This is a genomic window from Pseudomonas kuykendallii (assembly GCF_900106975.1).
GTDB lineage: Bacteria > Pseudomonadota > Gammaproteobacteria > Pseudomonadales > Pseudomonadaceae > Pseudomonas_O > Pseudomonas_O kuykendallii.
Genome location: NZ_FNNU01000001.1, coordinates 879,417 through 901,186, shown reverse-complemented (window position 1 = coordinate 901,186; position 21,770 = coordinate 879,417). Strand labels below are relative to the sequence as shown.

At 67.4% G+C, this 21,770-nt stretch carries 19 protein-coding genes and 1 pseudogene; 6 read left to right on the top strand and 14 right to left on the bottom strand.

Going from position 1 to position 21,770, the window contains the following annotated elements; translation table 11 throughout:
- Window positions 1-96: 96 nt before the first annotated feature.
- Window positions 97-1,281 carry a delta-9 fatty acid desaturase DesA gene (gene desA, locus BLV15_RS04075; RefSeq protein WP_090224841.1) on the bottom strand — a complete coding sequence of 395 codons (1,185 nt, stop codon included), beginning with the start codon at window positions 1,279-1,281 and terminating at the stop codon, window positions 97-99.
- 164 nt (window positions 1,282-1,445) lie between these two features.
- Between desA and dibA the strand changes: the two genes are divergently transcribed.
- Entirely contained in the window at window positions 1,446-3,362 is a 1,917-nt protein-coding gene (dibA, locus tag BLV15_RS04070) for a phosphodiesterase DibA (RefSeq protein WP_090224840.1), read from the top strand.
- A gap of 167 nt (window positions 3,363-3,529) precedes the next feature.
- On the opposite strand, the gene BLV15_RS04065 is transcribed toward dibA, so the two are convergent.
- From BLV15_RS04065 to BLV15_RS04015, 11 genes and pseudogenes are all read right to left on the bottom strand, one after another.
- Entirely contained in the window at window positions 3,530-3,745 is a 216-nt protein-coding gene (locus tag BLV15_RS04065; protein ID WP_090224838.1) for a TOBE domain-containing protein, read from the bottom strand.
- A 37-nt stretch (window positions 3,746-3,782) separates the two neighbouring features.
- Window positions 3,783-4,592, bottom strand: a complete 810-nt coding sequence (gene ssuB / locus BLV15_RS04060) for an aliphatic sulfonates ABC transporter ATP-binding protein (RefSeq protein ID WP_090224836.1) — start codon at window positions 4,590-4,592, stop codon at window positions 3,783-3,785.
- Window positions 4,589-5,383 (bottom strand): aliphatic sulfonate ABC transporter permease SsuC, encoded by a 795-nt coding sequence (gene ssuC, locus BLV15_RS04055; RefSeq protein WP_090224834.1) that lies wholly within the window; start codon window positions 5,381-5,383, stop codon window positions 4,589-4,591. Before ssuC ends, ssuB begins: the two co-directional genes overlap by 4 nt.
- A gap of 237 nt (window positions 5,384-5,620) precedes the next feature.
- Window positions 5,621-6,769, bottom strand: a complete 1,149-nt coding sequence (gene ssuD / locus BLV15_RS04050) for an FMNH2-dependent alkanesulfonate monooxygenase (RefSeq protein WP_090224832.1) — start codon at window positions 6,767-6,769, stop codon at window positions 5,621-5,623.
- A gap of 50 nt (window positions 6,770-6,819) precedes the next feature.
- Complete coding sequence (locus BLV15_RS04045; RefSeq protein WP_090224830.1) at window positions 6,820-7,782, bottom strand: sulfonate ABC transporter substrate-binding protein; 963 nt, start codon at window positions 7,780-7,782, stop codon at window positions 6,820-6,822.
- Window positions 7,783-7,863: 81 nt separating this feature from the next.
- Window positions 7,864-8,451, bottom strand: a complete 588-nt coding sequence (gene ssuE / locus BLV15_RS04040; RefSeq protein WP_090224829.1) for an NADPH-dependent FMN reductase — start codon at window positions 8,449-8,451, stop codon at window positions 7,864-7,866.
- Window positions 8,452-8,461: 10 nt separating this feature from the next.
- Window positions 8,462-9,100, bottom strand: a complete 639-nt coding sequence (locus BLV15_RS04035; RefSeq protein ID WP_090224827.1) for a peroxiredoxin — start codon at window positions 9,098-9,100, stop codon at window positions 8,462-8,464.
- A gap of 180 nt (window positions 9,101-9,280) precedes the next feature.
- Window positions 9,281-10,012, bottom strand: coding sequence for an ABC transporter ATP-binding protein (locus tag BLV15_RS04030; RefSeq protein WP_090224825.1), 732 nt, complete (start codon window positions 10,010-10,012; stop codon window positions 9,281-9,283).
- Window positions 10,009-10,856, bottom strand: a pseudogene (locus BLV15_RS04025) (ABC transporter permease). The gene BLV15_RS04030 and the pseudogene BLV15_RS04025 overlap by 4 nt, the downstream one beginning before the upstream one ends.
- A gap of 1 nt (window position 10,857) precedes the next feature.
- A complete protein-coding gene (locus tag BLV15_RS04020) occupies window positions 10,858-11,829 on the bottom strand; it encodes an aliphatic sulfonate ABC transporter substrate-binding protein (protein WP_090224824.1) in 972 nt (323 codons plus the stop codon).
- 107 nt (window positions 11,830-11,936) lie between these two features.
- On the bottom strand, window positions 11,937-13,268 hold the full coding sequence (locus tag BLV15_RS04015; RefSeq protein WP_090224822.1) for an OprD family porin: 1,332 nt from the start codon (window positions 13,266-13,268) through the stop codon (window positions 11,937-11,939).
- Between the two features lie 349 nt (window positions 13,269-13,617).
- On the opposite strand from BLV15_RS04015, the gene BLV15_RS04010 reads away from it, so the two are divergent.
- Window positions 13,618-14,577, top strand: a complete 960-nt coding sequence (locus BLV15_RS04010) for an aliphatic sulfonate ABC transporter substrate-binding protein (protein WP_090224821.1) — start codon at window positions 13,618-13,620, stop codon at window positions 14,575-14,577.
- Complete coding sequence (locus BLV15_RS04005; protein WP_090224819.1) at window positions 14,574-15,800, top strand: acyl-CoA dehydrogenase family protein; 1,227 nt, start codon at window positions 14,574-14,576, stop codon at window positions 15,798-15,800. Before BLV15_RS04010 ends, BLV15_RS04005 begins: the two co-directional genes overlap by 4 nt.
- Before the next feature lie 190 nt (window positions 15,801-15,990).
- Here BLV15_RS04005 and BLV15_RS04000 read toward each other — a convergent pair whose 3' ends face one another.
- Complete coding sequence (locus BLV15_RS04000; RefSeq protein WP_090224817.1) at window positions 15,991-17,574, bottom strand: rhodanese-related sulfurtransferase; 1,584 nt, start codon at window positions 17,572-17,574, stop codon at window positions 15,991-15,993.
- Window positions 17,571-18,179 carry a cysteine dioxygenase family protein gene (locus tag BLV15_RS03995; protein WP_090224816.1) on the bottom strand — a complete coding sequence of 203 codons (609 nt, stop codon included), beginning with the start codon at window positions 18,177-18,179 and terminating at the stop codon, window positions 17,571-17,573. Before BLV15_RS03995 ends, BLV15_RS04000 begins: the two co-directional genes overlap by 4 nt.
- Before the next feature lie 94 nt (window positions 18,180-18,273).
- Here BLV15_RS03995 and BLV15_RS03990 point away from each other — a divergent pair, with 94 nt between their 5' ends.
- The 3 genes from BLV15_RS03990 to BLV15_RS03980 all read left to right on the top strand — a co-directional run bounded on the left by BLV15_RS03990 (window position 18,274) and on the right by BLV15_RS03980 (window position 21,742).
- On the top strand, window positions 18,274-19,179 hold the full coding sequence (locus BLV15_RS03990) for a LysR family transcriptional regulator (protein WP_090224814.1): 906 nt from the start codon (window positions 18,274-18,276) through the stop codon (window positions 19,177-19,179).
- 547 nt (window positions 19,180-19,726) lie between these two features.
- The gene (locus BLV15_RS03985; RefSeq protein WP_090225200.1) at window positions 19,727-20,791 is read left to right on the top strand and encodes an LLM class flavin-dependent oxidoreductase; all 1,065 of its coding nucleotides are present in this window, start codon (window positions 19,727-19,729) and stop codon (window positions 20,789-20,791) included.
- 18 nt (window positions 20,792-20,809) lie between these two features.
- On the top strand, window positions 20,810-21,742 hold the full coding sequence (locus BLV15_RS03980; RefSeq protein WP_090224812.1) for an ABC transporter substrate-binding protein: 933 nt from the start codon (window positions 20,810-20,812) through the stop codon (window positions 21,740-21,742).
- The last annotated feature ends 28 nt before the right edge of the window (window positions 21,743-21,770 follow it).

The window sequence follows — 21,770 nt, the reverse complement described above, 5'->3', positions numbered from 1 at the left end:
CAAAAACCCACCAGGCAAGTGGGCCATGACTGAGAGAGGCGATCGGAGGCTTAGTTCCAGCCGTGCGTGCGTTCCGGACGCGCGGCGTGGACTGGTTCACACGCTGGCGGGACGCAGCGAATAGGTCTTCAGCTGTTCGGCGAACTCGCGCAGGGAGTGGATGCCGCTGGCCTCCGCCTCGTGGACCCATTCCTTGATCGCCGCGAGCATGTCGTGGCCGTTGCTGCTGGTACGCGCCCAGATCTGCTGCAACGCCAGGCGCTTCTCGTAGATCACCTTGAGTGCCTGGCTGTGCGCCAGCAGGTTCTCGATACGCGCGTGATGGGTTTCCTGCAGCAGGCTCGGCTCGCGCGACAGCAGGCGCTTGCTGCGGCGGAACAGGTGACGCATCGAGGCATCGGCCTTGCCCAGTTCCTGCTTGACCAGCGGCGCGATCACCAGCTTGCGGTACTGCGCCATGATCTGGAAACGGTTGTTGAGGATCGCCATGGCGGTGTCCATGTCCAGGCTGCCCTTGCCTTCGACGCGGTGGGCGATGGGCGCGACACGTTGCACCTTGGCCAGACCAAGCAGGCTGAACAGCCGTATCCAGGCCCAGCCGAGGTCGAACTCCCAGCGTTTCACCGACAGCTTCGCCGAATTAGGGTAGGTGTGGTGATTGTTGTGCAGCTCTTCGCCGCCAATGAGGATGCCCCAGGGCACCAGGTTGGTCGCGGCGTCACGGCACTCGAAATTGCGATAGCCGACCGCATGCCCGAGGCCGTTGATGACGCCGGCCGCCCAGATCGGAATCCAGGCCATCTGCACCGCCCAGACGGTCATGCCGAGCACGCCGAACAGCGCCAGATCGATGATCGCCATCAGCGCGATGCCGCCGGCCGGGAAGCGCGAATAGAGGTTGCGCTCGATCCAGTCGTCCGGGCAGTTCTTGCCGTAGATGCGCAGCGTGTCGGCGTTCTTCGCCTCCTCGGCGTAGAGCTCCGCGCCCGTGCGCAGCACCGTGCCCAGGCCTTTGTGCACCGGACTGTGCGGATCGTCCACGGTCTCGCACTTGGCGTGGTGCTTGCGGTGGATGGCGGTCCACTCGCGGGTGTTCATCGCAGTGGTCAGCCACAGCCAGAAACGGAAGAAATGCTTTAGCGCCGGGTGCAGCTCCAGCGAGCGGTGCGCCGAGTAGCGGTGCAGATAGACCGTCACACCGACGATGGTGACGTGGGTGAGCAGCAGGGTGACAGCGACCAGCTGCCAGCCGGATAGATCGAGAAAACCGTTATACCACATAGACTTAGTTGCCCTTTGGAGCGATAGGGTGGACCTGGATCGAAGCAATCCGATTATCTTCGACGCGGGTCATGAAACCAGCGGGTCTTTTCGATCAATAATGCAAACCCGCATCTCACATATAATGAACGCTAACTCAAACAGGGCAAGGAACCAGCGGTTACATGAAATTGCATCGCAGCGCGCTGCGCCTGGCCCTCATCTATTGGATATGCGCCAGCCTGTGGGTGGTGTTCAGCGACCAACTGCTGTTCAAGCTGTTCGGGACCACCGAACGGATGCTCCTTTGGCACAGCGCCAAGGGCCTCGCCTTCGTGCTGGTGACCAGCGCCCTGCTGTACGCCCTGCTCAACCTCTACTTCTCGCGGATGAGCCTGCAGCACTCCGCCCGGCGTGCCAACGAAGCGAGCCTGCGGCAGGCGGCGGCGGTTTTCGACAGCACCCTGGAAGGCGTCCTGGTGACCGATACCGAGCAGAGGATCGTGCACGTCAACCGCGCGTTCCAGCGCATCACCGGCTACGAGGAGAAGGAGGTGATGGGCAAGGTGCCGTCGATGTTCCAGTCCGGCCGTCACGACGACGCCTTCTACCAGGTGATGTGGAAAAGCCTCAACCAGCGCGGCGAGTGGAGCGGGGAAATCTGGAACCGTCGCAAGAGCGGTGAAATCTTCCCGATCTGGCAGAACCTGCGCGCGATTCACGACGAGAACGGCGAGCTCAGCCACTATGTCGCGGTGTTCTCCGACATCACCGCGATCAAGCGCTCGCAGAACGAACTCGATCACCTGGCCCACCACGACCCGCTGACCAGCCTGCCGAACCGCCTGCTGTTCATCGAGCGCGTCGAAAGCGCGCTCAAGCGCATCTTCGCCGACAAGCGCGGCGGCGCCGTGATGGTGGTCGACCTCGACCACTTCAAGCACATCAACGAGAGCCTCGGCCACAACATCGGCGACCAGTTGCTCAAGGGCGTCGCCGAACGCCTGCGCGGCCTCCTCGAAGACGGCATGACCCTGGCGCGGATGGGCGGCGACGAGTTCGCCCTGATCTACGAGGACTGCCCGCATGTCGAGCAGGCCGCGGCGCTCGCCACGCGCATCCTCGAAGAGATCAAGGCGCCCTTCAGTCTCGGTGGCCACGAACTGTTCACCGGCGCCAGCATCGGCATCAGCCTCTATCCCGGCGACGCGCGCACCGTGCAGCAACTGCTGCGCAACGCGGATTCGGCGCTGTTCAAGGCCAAGAGCAGCGGTCGCGAAGGCTATGCCTTCTACACCCAGGAGCTGACCGCCTACGCGCACCAGCGCGTGGAGCTGGCGGCATCGCTGCGCCACGCCCTCGAGGGCGGCCAGTTGCGCGTCTACTACCAGCCGGTGCTACGCCTGTCCGACGGGCACATCGTCGGTGTCGAGGCGCTGGTGCGCTGGCAGCATCCGGAGCGCGGGCTGATCTCGCCGGGTGAGTTCATCCCGATCGCCGAGGAAAGCGGGCTGATCGGAACCATCGATGCCTGGGTGCTCGAGGAGTCATGCCGGCAGATGCGCTGCTGGGTGGAACAGGGCCGCGAACTGGAATTCGTCGCGGTGAACATTTCCAGCCGCGTGTTCAACCGCGGCGACCTGCCCGATCGCATCGTCGAGACGCTGGAGAAGACCGGGCTGGAGCCGGCGCGCCTGGAGCTGGAAGTCACCGAGAGCGCGATCATGCACGACCCCGACGGCGCCCTCGACCAGTTGGTGCGCCTGCGCGTGCTCGGCGTGCGCCTGTCCATCGACGACTTCGGCACCGGCTATTCATCGCTGCTGCGGCTCAAGCGACTGCCGGTGCACAAGCTGAAGATCGACCAGGGCTTCGTCGCCGGCCTGCCCGACGAAAGCGAGGACATGGCCATCACCCGCGCGGTGATCGCGCTGGCCGGCAGCCTGGGGCTGAAGGTGCTCGCCGAGGGCATCGAGACCCCGGAACAGGCCGCGTTCCTCCTCGAACACCACTGCGATCTCGGCCAGGGCTACTGGTTCGGCCGCCCGGTGCCGGCGGAGAAGCTCGACTGGCGCGATCGCCCGCCTGCCAGCCAGGCATGAAAAAGGCGAGCCCGGGCTCGCCTTGATCGTTACCGCCAGAGGAACCGGCTCGGTCCCGCGAGCCATGCCCGGACGGTTATCCGCAAAGACAGACTCCCGCGCCGAAGCACCTTGGCCGCATGCGGCTATCCGGGCCGTTTCAATGCCCGGGACCGGCCCACAGCAGATCAGAGCTTGGCGATGGATACCTCGGTGGATTTGACGAAGGCGATCACTTCGCTGCCCACACCCAGTTCCAGCTCCTTCACCGAGCGCGTGGTGATCACCGAGGTGACCACGCCGGCGGCGGTCTGCACGTCGATTTCCGAGAGCACGTCGCCCTCGATGATTTCCTTGATGGTGCCCTTGAACTGGTTGCGGACGTTGATGGCTTTGATGGTCATGGCGTTTCTCCTGGTTCGGTACGGATGGATTCGTGGGTCAAAGCGCCCAGCGCAGTTGCGTCGGGAGCGGTGAAACGGGGTCCGGCTCGTTGTCGCCGGGCGGCAGCGCCAGCACGCGGTCGAGCACCTGGGCTTCCAGCGCCGCCAGGCGCGCCGAGCCGCGGTGGCGCGGACGGGCCAGCTCGACCGGCAGGTCGAGGCCGATGCGGCCGTCCTCGATCAGGATCACCCGGTCGGCGATGGCCACGGCCTCGCTGACGTCGTGGGTGACCAGCAGCACGGTGAAGCCATGCTGCTGCCAGAGGCGTTCGATCAGTTGCTGCATCTCGATGCGGGTCAGCGCATCCAGCGCACCGAGCGGCTCGTCGAGCAGCAACAGGCGCGGCTGGTGGATCAGCGCGCGGGCCAGCGCCACGCGCTGCTTCTGCCCACCGGACAGCGCCGCCGGCCATTCGCCGGCGCGATCGGCCAAGCCGACCGCCTCCAGTGCATCGCGGGCCTTCTGCCGCCAGTCGCCGGAAAGACCGAGGCCGACGTTGTCGATCACCCGTTTCCACGGCAGCAGGCGCGCGTCCTGGAACATCAGCCGGGTTTCCTCGCGGGCACTGCCGAGGTCCGCCGAGCCGGCCAGCAGTTGCCCGGAACTGGGTGAATCGAGCCCGGCGAGAAGGCGCAGCAGGGTGCTCTTGCCGCAACCGCTGCGACCGACCACCGCTACGAATTGGCCGGCCGGGATGTTCAGCTCGATGTCCTTGAGCACTTCGCGCTTGCCGAAGGTCTTGTGCAGGCCGCGCACCGCCAGCGGGATGCCGCGCTTGAGGTTCTGCGGGGGTTGTTGGGCGGTCATGCGGCACCTCGCTTGGGCTGATACGCCGGGTGCCAGCGCAGCCAGAGTCGCTCCAGGCCCCGGGCGGCGACGTCGGCCAGCTTGCCAAGCACCGCGTAGAGCAGGATCGCCAGGACCACCACGTCGGTCTGCAGGAACTCGCGGGCGTTCATCGCCAGGTAGCCGATGCCGCTGCTGGCGGAAATGGTTTCGGCGACGATCAGCGTCAGCCACATGAAGCCGAGGGCGAAACGCACGCCGACCAGGATCGACGGCAGCGCGCCGGGCAGGATCACCTGGCGGAACAGGGCGAAGCCGGACAGGCCGTAGCTGCGCGCCATCTCCACCAGCGCCGGATCGACGTTGCGAATGCCGTGGTAGGTGTTCAGGTAGATCGGGAACAGCGTGCCGAGGGCGACCAGGAAGATCTTCGCGCTCTCGTCGATACCGAACCAGAGGATCACCAGAGGGATCAGCGCCAGGTGCGGGACGTTGCGGATCATCTGCACGCTGCTGTCGAGGAAGCGCTCGCCCCAGCTCGACAGCCCGGTGATGAAGCCCAGCAGCAGGCCGATGCCGCCGCCGATGGCGAAGCCGATGCTGGCGCGCCAGCCACTGATCGCCAGGTGTTGCCAGAGCTCGCCGCTACGCACCAGCTGCCAGCCGGCGGTGACGACGGCGCTGGGCGCCGGCAGGATGCGGCTGGACAGCCAGCCCGCCTGCACGGCGATCTGCCAGGCCGCCAGCAGCGCGATGGGCAACGCCCAGGGCGCGGCGCGCAGGGCCAGTTTGTGAAAGGTCGTGTTGCTCATGGTTGCCTCGAAACCTTGTGTACCGTCTGTATTCCCGGATTCATCCAGGCTACTGACTGAGAAAGCCCTCTCCCCCAGCATTTTCCTCATCAATGGGAGAGCCGGAGGAACATCGATTCGTAGGGTGCGCCATGCGCACCAATGGGTGCCGCAGGCAATCGCGGTGCGCGCAGCGCACCCTAGGACTCGATCTGTAGCCCGGATGCAAGCCGGAAAAACCTCTACCCTGCGCTACCCTCAGCTCGCCGCCGCGGCCTTGGGCAGGATGTCGTTGGCGACCATTTCACCGAAGGGGCTGACGAAACCGCGGGCCTCCGGCTGCTGCGGCCGGGCCACGTCCAGGTGCGGGAACAGCAGTTCGGCGACCCGGTAGGACTCCTCCAGGTGCGGGTAGCCGGAGAAGATGAAGGTGTCGATGCCCAGGTCCGCGTATTCCCTGACCCGCGCGGCCACGGTCGGGCCATCGCCGACCAGCGCGGTGCCGGCGCCGCCGCGCACCAGGCCGACGCCGGCCCAGAGGTTCGGCGACACTTCCAGGTTGTCCTTGCTGCCGCCATGCAGCGCGGCCATGCGTTGCTGGCCGACCGAGTCGAAGCGCGCCAGGGATGCCTGGGCGCGGGCGATGGTGTCGTCGTCGACGTGGGCGATCAGCCTGTCGGCGGCCTTCCAGGCCTCCTCGTTGGTCTCACGCACGATCACGTGCAGGCGGATGCCGAAGCGCACCTCGCGGCCCTGGGCGGCGGCTTTCTCGCGCACCTGGGCGATCTTCTCGGCGACGGCGGCCGGCGGCTCGCCCCAGGTCAGGTACAGCTCGACCTGTTCGGCGGCGAGGTCCTGCGCGGCATCGGATGAACCACCGAAATACAGCGGTGGGCGCGGCAGCTGGATCGGCGGGTAGAGCAACTTGGCGCCCTTCACCTGGATGTGCTTGCCGGCGTAGTCGACGGTTTCGCCCTCCAGCACCCGGCGCCAGATACGGGTGAACTCGACGGAAGCTTCGTAGCGCTCGGCGTGGGACAGATTCAGGCCGTCACCGGCCAGTTCGTCGGGATCGCCGCCGGTGACCAGGTTGAACAGCGCGCGGCCGTTGGACAGCCGGTCGAGCGTGGCCGCCTGGCGCGCGGCCACGGTCGGCGAAATGATCCCCGGACGCAGGGCGACGAGGAATTTCAGACGCTGGGTCACCGGGATCAGCGAGGCGGCGACCAGCCAGGAATCCTCGCAGGAGCGCCCGGTGGGAATCAGCACGCCGCCGTAGCCGAGGCGGTCGGCCGCCTGGGCGATCTGCTGCAGGTAGCCGTGGTCGACGGCACGCGCGCCCTCGGCGGTACCCAGGTAATGGCCGTCGCCGTGGGTCGGCAGGAACCAGAAGATGTTCAAGCTCATGGAGTGGTCTCCTAGACATTCATGTCCCTCTCGCGAGGGAGAGGGTTCGGTCACTGCTGGGCGACTTTGCCCGGGGGATTCCAGATCACATCGGCGATGCGCAGGCGTTTCGGAATCAGCTTCAGGTCGCTGAAGGCGTCGGCGATCTTCTGCTGCGCCGCGACCACCTCCGGCGACAGCGGCAGCGCCCCGAACCCCTGGCGCTTGACGGTGATCAGCGCGATGTCCTCGGGCAGGCCGAGCAGCGGCGCGACCTGTTTGGCGACGGCTTGCGGATCGGCCCTGGCTTCGTCACCGACCTGGCGGATCTCGTCGATCAGCGTGCTCAGCACCTGCGGGTGTTTCTCGGCATAGGGACGTGCGGCGAGGTAGAACTGGTGGTTGTCCACCAGGCCCTTGCCGTCACGCAGGGTGCGCGCCTGCAGTTGCTGTTCGGCGGCGGCCTGGAAGGGGTCCCAGATCACCCAGGCGTCGACGCTGCCGCGCTCGAACGCGGCGCGGGCGTCGGCCGGCGGCAGGTAGACGGACTGGATGTCGCTGTATTGCAGGCCGGCGTCCTGCAGGGCGCGCACCAGCAGGTAATGCACGTTGGAGCCCTTGTTCAGGGCGACCTTCTTGCCCTTGAGTTCGGCGACCGAGCGAATCGGCGAGTCCTTCTGCACGAGGATCGCCTCGCTGCTCGGGGCCGGCGGTTCGTGGGCGACGTAGAGCAGGTCGGCACCCGCCGCCTGGGCGAACACCGGTGGGGTCTCCCCGGTCACGCCGAAGTCGATGGCGCCGACGTTGAGGCCTTCGAGCAGCTGCGGGCCGCCGGGGAATTCGGTCCACTTGACGTCGATGCCCTGGGCCGCGAGACGCTTCTCCAGCGTCCCCTTGGCCTTTAGCAGCACCAGCGTGCCGTATTTCTGATAGCCGATGCGCAGTGCATCGGCCTGAGCCTGGGTAACGGCGCCGAAGGTGATGGCCGCGGCAAACAGGGCGGCCAGGCTTCGACGCAAGGTAATGGTGCGCATGGCGCTCTCCTTGGCGATGTCTTGATTGGCTACCTGCTTGCCCGTTGGCGGGCGAGTAAGGCGAGGTTTGGGGTGTTCGGGTCAGATGCTCCAGCGGGCATTCACCAGCCGGTCGTTCAACAGGTTCGGGTCTATCGGCTGCGGACGCCGGGCCAGCGCCGCGGAAAACTGCTCGAGGGCGTCGTGCAGGCGCTGTTCGAGCGCCGGCGCCAGTTGCGGATGGCCATCGCCGTAGTCGATCTGGCCATCCTCGGCGAACACGCCGTGCAGCATGTCCTGGGCCTTCAGCGCAGCGAGTACCGGCTTCAGCGCGTAATCCAGGGCGAGCATGTGCGCCGCGCTGCCGGCGGTGGCCAGCGGCAGCACCACCTTGTGCTGCAGGGCGCGCTCGGGCAGCAGGTCGAGAATCACCTTCAGCGCGCCGGAGAACGACGCCTTGTACACCGGCGTCGCCACCAGCAGGCCATCGGCGCGGCCGACCTGTTCGATCAGCTCGCGCACCCGCGGGCTGTCGAACTGGGCGTGGAGCAATTCCTCGGCGGAGAAATCACGCACGCCGTAGCTCACCACCTCATGGCCACGCCCGTGCAGCCAGTGGCGGGCGCGCTCCAGCAGCACGCCGGAGCGCGACTTGAAGCTGGGGCTGCCGGCCAGGGAAACGATCAACACGTGCGGCGTCTCACTTGTCCGGCTGCGGGGTAAGCCGCAGGTAGGGCTTCACCGCGCGATAGCCTTTCGGGAAGCGCTGGCGGATTTCGTCCTCGTCCTTGAGCGACGGCACGATCACCACCTCGTCGCCGTCCTGCCAGTTGGCCGGGGTGGCGACCTTGTGGCTGTCGGTGAGCTGCAGCGAGTCGATGACGCGGAGGATCTCGTTGAAGTTGCGCCCGGTGCTGGCCGGGTAGGTGATGGTCAGGCGCACCTTCTTGTTCGGGTCGATGACGAACAGCGAGCGCACCGTGAGGGTATCGCTGGCGTTCGGGTGGATCAGGTCGTAGAGGCCGGAGACCTTGCGGTCGGCGTCGGCGAGGATCGGGAAGTTGACGCGGGTGTTCTGGGTTTCGTTGATGTCGTCGATCCACTTCACGTGGGAATCGACCGGGTCCACCGAGAGGGCGATGGCCTTGACGCCGCGCTTGGCGAATTCGTCCTTCAGCTTGGCGGTGAAGCCCAGTTCGGTGGTGCACACCGGGGTGAAGTCCGCCGGGTGGGAGAACAGCACGCCCCAGCTGTTGCCGAGCCATTCGTGGAAATGGATCGGGCCTTCGCTGGATTCCTGTTCGAAGTCGGGGGCGATATCGCCGAGTCGGATGCTCATGCTGTTTCTCCTGAAGGTGAGCGTTGCGTGGGCTCACTATGCTCAGGCGGCAGACAAATTAAAAAGAATAAATATTAATTTGTTTATTCTATAAATGAATTAAAACACTTCACGGCAGCATGCGAACGCACGGCAAAAAAAGCCGGGCACTGGGCCCGGCAAAGTTGCCCGAGGAGGCAATCAGAGCGCGTGCGACTGGTACAGCTCGGTCAGCGCCTGGCCACGCAGGCTGGCCAGTGCGCCAGAGCGGCGGTCGCGCGGGCGCGCCAGTGGCACGTCGATTTCGCGGGTCAGGCGACTCGGCTGTCCGCCGAGGATCAGCACCCGGTCGCTGAGGTAGAAGGCTTCGTCGAGGTCATGGGTGACCAGCAGGATCGCCACTTCGTAGCGCTGCGCCAGCTCGGCGACGAGGTCCTGCAGGCGCATTCGGGTGAAGGCATCCACCGCACTGAAGGGTTCGTCGAGCAGCAGCAACTGCGGCCGCCCGTAGAGCCCGCGGGCTATCGCCGCGCGCTGCGCCATGCCGCCGGAAAGCTGCTTGGGCAGCGCCTCGCCGCGCCCCTCCAGGCCGACGTCGCGCAGCAGCTGCCGCACCCATTTCTCGTCGCCGGCTCGTCCATCGGCGAACGCGACGTTCTGCGCCACGTTCAGCCAGGGCAGCAGGCGCGGCTCCTGGAACACCACGCCGATGCCGCGGGCGGTGCCGAAATCCAGCAGCGGGTTGCGTTCGAGATGCCCCTGGAAGTCGCGGTCGAGTCCGGCGGCGATGCGCAGCAACGTGCTCTTGCCGCAGCCGCTGGGGCCGAGCAGGCTGACGATCTCGCCGGGCGCCAGGCTCAGGCTGACGTCGTCCAGCACGCGCAGGCCGGCGAAGGATTTGTGGATGCGTTGCAGGGCCAGCAGTGCGCTCATGCGCCGCCTCCTTCGCCGTCGAAATTGTCGCGCCAGCGCAGCGCGCGGTGTTCCAGAGCCTTCAGCAGGCTGTCGCTGAGCTTGCCCATCAGGGCGAGAACGACGATGGCCACCAGCACCAGGTCCGGCCGCGAGGTTTCGCGGCCATCGGTGAGCAGATAGCCGATGCCCTCGGTGGCGGCCAGCAGCTCCGCCGCCACCACGCACAGCCAGGCCATCGACAGGCCGTTGCGCAGACCGGTGAACAGGTACGGTTGGGCGGCCGGCACGAAGATCCGGCGGATCTGCTGCAGGCGCGGCAACCGATACAGCTCGCCGAGCTCGACCAGCTTGCGGTCGACGTTGCGGATGCCGGCCACCAGGTTCATGTACATCGGGAAGAACGAGCCGATGGCGATCAGGGTGACCTTGAGGTTTCGTCGATGCCCAGCCAGATCAGCAACAGCGGCACCCAGGCCAGCCCAGGCACCGCGCGCAGCGCCTGGAAGGTAGGGTCGAGATAGGCCTCCAGGCGTCGGCTGATGCCGACCGCCGAACCAAGCAGCAGCGCCAGCGAGGCGCCGATGGCGAAGCCCAGCAATACGCGCAGGGTACTGGCGAGGATGTGCTGCCAGAGTGGCCCTTCGGCCAGTTCCAGCAGGGTGACGAACAGCTCGCTGGGCGCCGGCATCAGGTAGGCCGGAATCCAGCCGACGCGCACCACGGTTTCCAGCAATGCCAGCAGCAGTGACGGCACCAGCAGCCCGCGCAGGCTACCGAGGCGCCCGATCAGCAAGGCGCGCCAGGCCGGCGCCGCGGACCGCTCGGCGAGCCGCGGCGTGTCGCCGATACCCACCCGCTGCATCTCAGCGGGCCTCGATCAGCGGCCCGGCCAGGCGCGCGTCGATCAGGCTGTTCAGCGCGCCGCCGACATCGGCGCCGCGACGCAGGATGCCGTCGGCCTGCAGCAGCGGGATCACCGGCTTGATCGCGTCCAGATGCACCTGGCCAGGCAGTGGCCGGCTGAGGTCGTAGCGGCCGAGTTGCAGGCGGATGACCTCCACCGGCAGCTGGGTTTCGCCGGCGATCAGCGTGGCCGCCTGTTCCGGGTTGGCGACGATCCAGCGACGGGCGCGCTCGTAGGCCTCGATCACCTGGCTGACCGCGGCCGGATGCTCGGTGAGGAAGGCCTCGCTGGTGTTGAGGAAGGCGCCGAGGCCAAAGCTGTCGTTGCGGTAGAGAAAGCGCGCGCCGGCCAGTTCGGCGGCGGCCATGTGCGGGTCGAGACCGGCCCAGGCGTCGACACGGCCCTGTTCCAGCGCGGTGCGGCCTTCGGGGTGTTGCAGGTGGACGATCTTGATGTCCGAGGGTTTCAGTCCATTGGCCTGCAACGAGCGCAGGAGGAAGAAATAGGGATCGGTGCCCTTGGTCGCGGCGACCTGCTTGCCCTTCAGATCGGCAATGCTCTTCAGCGGCGAGTCCTTCTGCACCAGCAGCGCGCTGGGCACGTACCACAGGTAGCTGTAGACGGCCTTCACCGGCTGGCCGTTGGCGCGGCTGACGAACGCGGAAATGCTCGAGGTAAGGGAGAAGTTGGAGGCGCCGCTGTTGAGGAATTCCAGGGAGTTGTTGCTGCCGCGCGAAAGCACCCAGCGCACCTGGGTGCCCTGTTTGCCGAAGGCGTCCTCCAGCCAACCGTTGTGTTTGACCACCAGGCTTTCCGGCGAATAGAAGGCGTAGTCGAGACGGACTTCGTCGAGTTTCTCGGCGTGGGCGCCGACGGACAGGAGCGCTGCCAGAACGGCAGTCAGCCCCCGACGCAAGGTGTGCAGACCCATGGGTCTTCTCCTCATCTTAGGGGTGGTGCCTTCTATCCCGTTGGCGGGCGAGTCAGGTCATTGCAGGCAAGGTGCGGACGGCCGGCGGGCCGCCCGCGGGGTTTCGCTCAGAGCAGCGTCAGGGTGTAGCTGACGATGAAGCGGTTTTCGTCCTGGTCGTTGGCGGTGGTGTTGCCGCGCAGCGAGGCGTTGCGCCAGGAGAAGCCGAGGCCCTTGAGGGCGCCGCTCTGCAGGGTGTAGTCGAGGCGGAAGTCGCGCTCCCATTCCTGGCGATCGCCGCCCACGGCGTCGATGTCGTCGCCCGACAGGTAGGTGATAAACGCCTTCAGCCCCGGCGCGCCGAGCTTGGCGAAGTCGTAGCTGTACTCCGCCAGCCAGGTGCGCTCGCCGGCGGAGAGGAACTTGCCGATCTGCCGGTCGGTGATCAGGTAGGCGGTGGAGCCGTCACCCTGGTTGAGGAACGGAAAGGCGCTGTCGCCCGAGACCTGCTGGTAGCCGCCGCTCAGCGCATGGCCGCCCAGGGTGTAGGTGAGGAAGGCGCTCCAGGTGTCGTTGTCCACCTCGGTGCCGCTCACCGTGTTGGCGGCGGTGATTTCGCCCTGGCCGCGATAGCCTTCGGCGCGCCCGGCGACGCTGCCGTTCTTGCCGTCGGAATCGCTGTGGAAGTAGCGCAGGTCGGTCTTCAGCGCGCCCGGTCCGATGGCCCAGCTGTGGGTCAGGCCGAGGAAGTGCTGTTTGTAGAAGTCTTCCAGGTTGCCGTAGTAGTACTGCAGCAGCAGGTCCTTGGAGACCTTGTAGTCGGCGCCGGCGTAGCGGAACTGGTTGGAGTCCGCCTGCACGCCGCCGACCGAGGCGGCACCGGCGATGCGCAGGCCGACGTCGTCGGAGGAGGCGCGGGTCTTGGTGTGTTCCAGCTGGCCGGCGATCAGCGTCAGGTTGTCGATTTCGGCCGAGGTCACCTGGCCACCGTCGAACAGCTGCGGCAACAGGCGACCGTCGTTGAAGTTCACCACCGGCAGTTTCGGCTGCAGGGTGCCGATGCGCGCTTCGGTCCTGGAGAGGCGCAGCTTGGCGGTCACCCCGGCCTTGCTGAAGTCGTCCACGGCCTTGCCGTCGCTCTCCAGCGGGAACAGCTGGCCGGGACGGCGGCTGTCGCCGTTCTGGCTGTTGCCGCCCGAATCCAGCTTCACGCCGAGCAGGCCGACCACGTCCAGACCGAAGCCGACGGTGCCTTCGGTGAAGCCCGAGGCGTAGTTGAAGATGAAGCCCTGCCCCCACTCGTTGGCCTCGGCCCGGTTGTCCGCAGTGTTCTTGGTGTTCAGGTCGTAATAGAAATTGCGCAGGCCAAGGCTGGCCTTGCTGTCCTTGATGAAATCGGCGGACGCCTGCTGGGCGACCGTCGCCAGCGCCACGGCCAGCGCCAGGGATGACGTGTTCATGCTCGTAATGCTCCAGGTTGCTGTGTCTGTTGCTCCTTGTGCCGGGTGGCTCGAGATGGTCGGGTCATCGTCGTTGGCAAGGGAGCCGCCTGGGTCGGCCTTTGCAGAGGCACGAAGCGGCAGCTGGGGTGCAATTTAAGGAGTCTTTTATGATTCCAATAAAGACTTTTTTAGAACTTTTTAATAATCTTATGGAATAAATGAGACGTCTAAGCTAATTCTTAAAAAATATTTATATCGGGCTTTTTAGATCGTTTAGCTTTGCTGTACCGGACCACCGGACCCACTCGAATTCCAGATTCCGTCCGGTCCCCTCTGCGTGCGCGACCGGCACATTCCAGAGGTCCCCATGGCCATCGCCAAACTGCTTCGTCTTCCCCTCGTGCTCGCTCTCGGCTTCGGCCTGATCGCCGGCGCGCAAGCGGAAACCACCCTGCGTATCGGTTACCAGAAATCCTCAACCCTGATCAGCCTGCTGAAAATCAACGGCGCGCTGGAGAAGGACCTCGCCCGCCAGCAGATCACCATCAGCTGGCACGAATTCCCCTCCGGCCAGCCGCTGCTCGAAGCGCTCAACGTCGGCAACGTCGACCTCTCCGCCGACGTCGCCGACACCGTGCCGGTGTTCACCCAAGCGGCCGGCGGGCAACTCACCTACTTCGCCCAGGAAGCGCCGTCGCCAGGCGCCCAGGCCGTGCTGGTGCGCAAGGATTCGCCGCTGCATTCGCTGGCCGATCTCAAGGGCAAGAAGGTCGCCGTGACCAAGGCCGCCGGCAGCCACTACCTGCTGATCGCCGCGCTGGCCAAGGCCGGGCTGAAATTCAGCGACATCCAGCCGGCCTACCTGACGCCGGCCGATGGTCGCGCCGCGTTCGAGAGCGGCAACGTCGACGCCTGGGTCACCTGGGAGCCCTTCCTCAGCGGCGCCCAGGTGCAGCTGGACGCCCGCACTCTGGCCGACGGCAAAGGCCTGGCCGACTACCAGCGCTACTACCTGACCAGCAACGCCTTCGCCAAGGCGCACCCCGAAGTGCTCGACGCGGTGTTCGCCGAGCTGGTGAAGACCGGTGACTGGTTGCGCGCGCATCCCGCCGAGGCCGCGAAAACCCTTGGCCCGCTGTGGGGCAACCTGAAGCCCGAGATCGTCGAGCAGGCCAACGCCCGGCGCAGCTATCAGGTGCGCGCGGTGAAGCCGGAGAACCTCAAGGAACAGCAGAAGATCGCCGATGCCTTCTTCGCCGCCGGCCTGCTGCCCAAGCCGGTCGACGCGCTGGACGTGTCGATCTGGACGCCGGGCGCCAAGCCATGAGCGCCGAAGCCCGGCTGAGCCAGGGCCAGCCCCAGGGGCTGCTCGACCCGCGATTGTTTCCCTACGACTTCGGCCGCTTCGGCGGCAAGGTCGAACGCCTCGCCCAACGCCTGGCCGCCAGCGCCGTGGAGCGCGACCGCCGCGGCGGCAGCGCCCAGGCCGAACGCCAATTGCTGCGCGACAGCGGCCTGCTCTCCCTCGCCGTGCCGCAAACGTTCGGCGGCCAGGGGCTGGACTGGCCGAGCCTCTATCGCCTGGTGCGCTACCTCGCCGCGGCGGACAGTTCGCTGGCCCACCTGTTCGCCTTCCAGCACCTGCAGGTCGCGACCATCCTGCTGTTCGGCAGCGCTGACCAGCAACGCCACTGGCTGGGCCGTACCGTGCAGGAGCGCTGGTTCTGGGGCAACGCCGCCAACGGCCGCGACAACCGCCTGAGCCTCGACCGTCGCGACGAACACTTCGAGCTCAACGGCAGCAAATCCTTCTGCTCCGGCGCGCTCGGCTCGGACGCCCTGGTGATCAGCGCGCCGCGTCCCGGCAGCCGCGACGAGCGGGTGTTCCTGGTGCTGCCGGCACAACGCGAGGGCCTGGCGATCAACGACGACTGGGATGGCTTCGGCCAGCGCCAGACCGACAGCGGCACGGTGCAGTTCGACAACGTCTTCGTCGATGCCGGCGAGCTGCTCGGCCCGGTCGGCGCCAGCCCGCGCGGCACGCTGCGCACCTGCCTGTCGCAGCTGATCCTCACCCAGCTCTACCTCGGCAACGCCCAGGCCGCGCTGGACGCGGCGCTGCGCTACACCCGCGAGGAAGCGCGCCCCTGGCCGGCCTCCGGCGTCGGGCAGGCCAGCGACGATCCGTACAACCAGCTGCGCTACGGCGACCTCTGGCTGCGCTATCGCAGTGCCCTGCTGCTCGCCGAGGAGGCCGCGCAGCGTTTGCAGACGGCCTGGGAAAAACCCGCGCTGACCGCCGCCGAGCGTGGCGAGGTAGCCCTGGCCGCGGCGGAGGCCAAGGTGGTCTCGGCGCGCGCGGCGCTGGACATCACCGCGCAGATCTTCGAGAGCATGGGCGCCCGCGCCACCAGTTCGCGCTACGGCTTCGACCGCTTCTGGCGCAACGTGCGCGTGCACAGCCTGCACGACCCGCTGGACTACAAGGTTCGCGACCTCGGCCGCTGGCTGCTCGACGGGGTGCCTCCAGTGCCCTCGATCTACTCATGAAGCGCCCGTGGCCAGCGCGTCTGTGGCGCGCAATCCAGCTGGCGGCGCAGGCATTCAGCTCGCCGGAGCCGCAGCTGATCCTGCGCAGTGACACCGCGTCGGCGAAGGCGCGGAACCGGCAATCCTGAACGAACCTTTCCCATGAAAAACGGCGCCCGAGGGCGCCGTTCCTTTTCGCCGGACGGCCACCCTAGATGACGAAGAAGCCGTGGGTGCCGTCGCGACCGAGCTGCTCCACCAGGCCGAACTCCCAGTCCAGATACCCCTGCATCGCCTCGCGCGGGTTGTCGGTGCCTTCGTACGGGCGCCGGTAGCGGTCGATGCGCGAGCTGGCCAGGCGGGCGTCGCCGACTTCCAGCGGCAGTCCGGCGGCGCGCCAGGCGGCGGTGCCTCCGGCGAGCAGGAACACCGGCTTGCCGGTGGCCGCGGCGAATTCCTCCACCGCGTAGCGCGCCAGCAGGCTGCTGGCGCAGGTGAGCACGTAGCGCGACGCCGGCGGCAGCTGCTCCAGCGCCTGGCGCAAGCCGGCACGCAGGGCCCACCAGGCACCGGGCACATGCCCGGCGACGTGGTTGGCGCTGCTGGTCAGGTCGAGCAACTGGGTATCGCCTTCGGCCAGCCAGTCCCGCAGCGTCGCTGGGGCGATCTCGCTGGCCGGCGGCGCCGCCGGACGCGGCGTAGGCCACTCGCCGCGCTCGCCGAAGGCCGTCGCGTCGAGGCCGTCGAGCACATGCACCTCCCAGCCCATCTGCGCCAGCCAGGAGGCGCTCATGTTGGCGCGCACGCCGTCGTCGTCCACCAGCAGCACACGCGCGCCACGCACGCTGGCGTAGTGATCGGTTTCCTGCACCAGTTGCCCGCCCGGCACCGGCCGTGCGCCGGGCAGGTGGCCGGCGAGGTATTCCTCCGCCGTGCGCACGTCGAACAGGTAGGTGGTGCGCCGTTCTTCGGCCTGCCAGGCGGCGAGGTCCTGCGCCGTGGCGCGGCCTACGCCGGCCTTGTCGGCCACGCCGCGCGCCGAGCCGGCGGCGACCCTGCGGGTAGCCTCGGACACCTCGCCGATGCGCCGCGCCTGGCCCTTGTCGAGGGTCTGCCCGGCCAGGGTCCAGCCGATGGTGCCGTTACGCAGCGCGGCGACCGGGTTGGGAATCCCGGCGTTCACCAGCGACTGGGTGCCGATGATGCTGCGCGTGCGCCCGGCGCAATTGACGATCACCCGCGTCGCCGGGTCCGGCGCCAGCTCGCGCACGCGCAGCACCAGCTCGGCGCCGGGCACGCTGATGGAGCCGGGGATGTTCATGGTCTGGTATTCGTCGAAGCGGCGGGCGTCCAGCACCACCACGTCGGCCCGGGCATCGAGCAGCGCCTGGACCTCTTCGGCGGCCAGCGACGGCGTATGGCGGCGGCTTTCCACCAGCTCGCCGAAGGCCTTGCTCGGCACGTTGACGTCGCGGAACAGTTCGCCGCCGGCATCGCGCCAGCCGGCCAGGCCGCCCTCGAGCAGTGCCACGTCGCTATAGCCGAGGTCGCGCAGGCGTTTCGCGGCGATCTCGGCGAGGCCTTCGCCATCGTCATAGACGGTGATTGGCGTGTCGCGCCGCGGCACGCGGGGGAAGATCTCCAGCTCCAGTCTGGACAGCGGCACATTGGCCGCGAACAGCGGGTGCGCCTGGGCGAACGGATCTTCCTCGCGCACATCGAGCAGGGCCAGTTCCTGGCGGGCGAGCAGGGCGCGGCGCAGCGCGGCGTAGGATCGGACGGGGAACGAACTCATGCGGGAAGAGACTCCTTGGACAGGTCCCAGAGGTTGGGCAAGGTGCTGTTGGAATATCCCGAGATGAACGGCTTGCTGCCGCCCTCGGGCGGATACACCGCGCGGCTGACCGCGCCGATGTTGGCGCCGTAGACGTGGATGCTGATGGAGGTGCGGTCGGCGAAGGCGTTGCTGACCCGGTGGATGTCGCCAATGCGCGGCGATACCGCTTCCACCTGGCCGGGCTCGAGACGCAGCGCCGGGCCGCTCTCGCGCAGCACGCCGTCGTCCTCGCTGCTGAAGTTTTGCGCCAGCTCGGCGCCGCGCAACATGCCGATCAGGCCCCAGACGCGGTGATCGTGCACCGGCGTGGCCTGGCCCGGTCCCCAGACGAAGCTGACCACCGAGAAGCGCGACTGCGCGTCGGCGTACAGCAGGTATTGCTGGTAGTACTGCGGATGCGGCTGGGCGAAGGCCTCCGGCAGCCAGTCGTCGTGGCGCACCAGCTCGCCGAGCAACTCGGCGCCGCGCTCCAGCAGGCGTGCCTCATCGGTTTCGCGACCGACCAGGGCGGACAGCCCGGCGAGGAAATGGCGCAGGCGATAAAGACGTGGGGCTTGGCTCATGACAAGTGCTCAACGGGGACGATGGCGCTAAGCTAGCAACCCGCTGCATGCTTACAAAATTCAATTTGGTCATAAGCTAATATGCGAATCCAGCATGAAAATTGATGATATCGATGCCTTTGTCGCGGTGGTCCGCCTGCAGTCGCTGAACCAGGCGGCGGAATCCCTGCAGCTGACCCAGTCGGCCGTGACCCGGCGCCTGCAGAACTTCGAGGAAACCCTCGGCGTGGCGCTGCTGGACCGCAACACCAAGCCGCTCAAGCCCACCGCCATCGGCCTGCGCGTGTACGAGCGCTGCCGCGTGGTGCTGCGCGAGCTCGATTCGCTGCGCGATCTGGTGGCGCAGGACGCCATGCCCAGCGGCGCGCTGCGCCTCGGCGTGCCGCAGACGATCGGCGACAGCGCGCTGCTCGAAGCCCTGCAGGCGTTGCGCGGCAGCTACCCGGACCTGCAGGTGCAGGTCTCCAACGGCTGGGGCGCGAGCCTGATGAAGAAGCTGGAGAACGACGAACTGGACGCCGCCGCCGCGCTGTTCCCGGCCGGCAAGCAGTTCCCCGAGGGCATCGTTGGCCGTTCGCTGGCGCGTATGGGCCTGGTCATCGTCGCCGCGCGCGGCTCGGCGCCCAGGCGCAGCTACCGGTTGGCCGACTGCCAGGCCCGCGGCTTCGTGCTCAACCCCGACGGCTGCGGCTTCCGCGCCGGCCTGCAGCGGGCGCTGGCCGAGCAGGGCCTGAACCTCAAGGTGAACCTGGAAATCTTCGGCACCGACCTCCAGCTGAGCCTGGTCGCCAACGGCATGGGCCTGGGTCTGGTGCCGCTGCCGCTGCTGCAGGACAGCCACCACCGCGACGCCCTCGACGTGCTCAACGTGGTCGACTTCAAGCCGATGATCGACCTCTGGCTGCTGCACGCCGCCTTCCTCGGCAACCTGCAGGGCGCCGTCGAACGCTTCGGCGAATCCGTGGCACAACGCCTGGCGGCACCGGCCGACGCAGCCTGAGCATCCTCCAACCGTAGGGTGCGCCGCGCGCACCATCGGAGCCGCACCGAAGAGTCGGTGCGCATGGCGCACCCAACGACGTACTTCCTGACTCCCGGTGAAGCCCCGTAGGGTGCGCCGCGCGCACCTCCGGGCAACGCCGAAGAGCCGGTGCGCATGGCGCACCCTACGGCGTACTGCCTGACGCTCGGTGCCCCTCGTAGGGTGCGCCGCGCGCACCGCTGGAGCCGCGCCGAAGAGCCGGTGCGCATGGCGCACCCTACGGCGCACGTCCTGACTCCCCGTGAAGCCTGACCGTAGGGTGCGCCGCGCGCACCACCGATGCAGCACGGAGTAGCCGTGCACGCACGCAGCACCCGGCACATAACCACCCACGCCTCAGTTGCGCGATTAGCATATTAGAATATGCCTAAAATGAATTTCCATCCTGATTGGCTTGCGACTAGCTTATAAGCGCTCGTTAGGCGTTTTCATTTCCTTATATGGAAATAGCGCAGTAGCAGTCCAAACCAACAGGAGCACACGCATGAGCGTGGAAATCATCGGCATGATCACCGCGACGCCCAGCGCCGAGGTCGACCAGCCACTCGGTGCGGCGGTGGACGCCGACTTCGTCCGCCGCTTCGCCCAGGCCCACGAGAGCGCCGGCTTCGACCGCGCGCTGGTGGGCTACTTCTCCAACGGTGCGGAAGGCGCCGTGGTCAGCGCGTTCATCGCCGCCGCCACCGAGCGCCTGGGCATCCTGCTGGCCTACCGGCCGGGGGTGATCGCGCCGCCGCTGGCCGCCCGGCAACTGGCGACGCTGGACCAGTTCAGCAACGGCCGCGTGGCGCTCAACGTGATCAGCGGCGGCAGCGATGCCGACCAGCGGCGCGACGGCGACTACCTCGACCACGACGCGCGCTACGCCCGCACCGACGAATACCTGCAGGTGTTGAAGACGATCTGGACCGCGCAAGCACCGGTCGATCACCACGGGCGCTTCTACCGTTTCGACGGCGCGCTGCCGAACGTGCGCACCCAGCAGAAGCCGCATATCCCGATCTACTTCAGCGGCTCCTCGGACGCCGCCGTCGAGGTCGCCGCGCGCCACGCCGACACCTACATGCTCTGGGGCGAGCCGCTGGCCGACTTCGCCGCCCACGTGCAGAAGGTCCGCGCGGCGGCGCAGCGCCAGGGCCGCAGCCCGCGCATCTCGGTGTCGTTCCGGCCGATCGTCGCCGACACCGAGGAAGCCGCCTGGAAACGCGCCGCCGAAATCCTCGAACGGGTGCGCGAGAACCGCGCGCGCCTCGGCCTGCCGCTGAACGACCACGCCCCGGCCAACGTCGGCTCGCAGCGCCTGCTGGCCGCGGCCCGGCGCGGCGACGTGCTGGATCAACGCCTGTGGACCGGCATCGCCCAGCTGACCGGCGCGCAGTGGAACTCCACCGCGCTGGTCGGCACCGCCGAGCAGGTCGCCGAAGCCCTCGGCGAATATCACCTGCGCGGCGCCTCGACCTTCCTCATCCGCGGTTTCGATCCGCTGGACGATGCCCTCCTCTACGGCCGGGAACTGATCCCGGCCATCCGCGAACGCATTGCCGGCCTGCAACGTCGCCACGCCGGCTGATCAAGGGACATGAATCGCATGAAGCTGCTCCACGCACTCGCCACACTCGTCCTGCTGACGCCCCTGGCACAGGCCGCCGAACAGATCACCCTGCGCGTCGGCGATCAGAACTACTACAACGTGCGCGCCTCGGTGGAAGCCTCGGGCGTGCTCGAAGGCGCGCCCTACACGGTGGACTGGAAGCACTTCCAGTCCGCCGCGCCGGTGGCCGAGGGTCTGGATGCCGGCGCCCTCGACCTGGGCTTCCTCGGCGACTCGGGCTTCATCTTCCTCGCCGCCAAGGGCGCGCCGGTGAAGCTGATCGGCGTCTCGCGGCAGAACCCGGACACCATCGCGCTGCTGGTGCCGAAGGACTCGCCGGCGAAAAGCATCGAGGACCTGAAGGGCAAGAAGGTCGCCTACTGGCCCGGCGCCTGGAGCCAGCAGCTGACCCTGCGCGCGCTGGAGAAGGCCGACCTGCCGAACGACTACGTGGAGTTCGTCAAACTGATGCCGATCGACGCCGCCGCGGCGCTGCCGCAGGGCAGCATCGATGCCTTCCCGGTCTGGGAACCCTACATCTCGCAGCAGATCGTCTTCTCCGGCGCGCGGCCGATCATCACCGCGCGCAACCTGATGCCCGGCCTGTCGAGCATCGCCGCCAACGCCAACTCCCTGGAACCCAAGCGCGCCGCGATCGCCGATTTCCTCGGCCGGCTGCAGAAGGCGCGTGCCTGGGTCGAGGCCAACCGCCAGGCCTACGCCGACCTCTGGGCGAAGAAGGCCAACCTCGACCAGGCCGTGTCGCGGCACTGGATCGACCAGGCGCACATGACCATCGAGCCGGTCGACACCCAGGCCGCCGCCGATTACCAGGCGACCGCCGATTTCCTCGCCAAGACCGGCGCGCTGCCCAAGCCGTTCGATTTCAGTGGCGTGATCGACACCTCATTCACCGCCGCCTTCCACTGAAGGCCGGCGACACACCAGGGAGCACTTA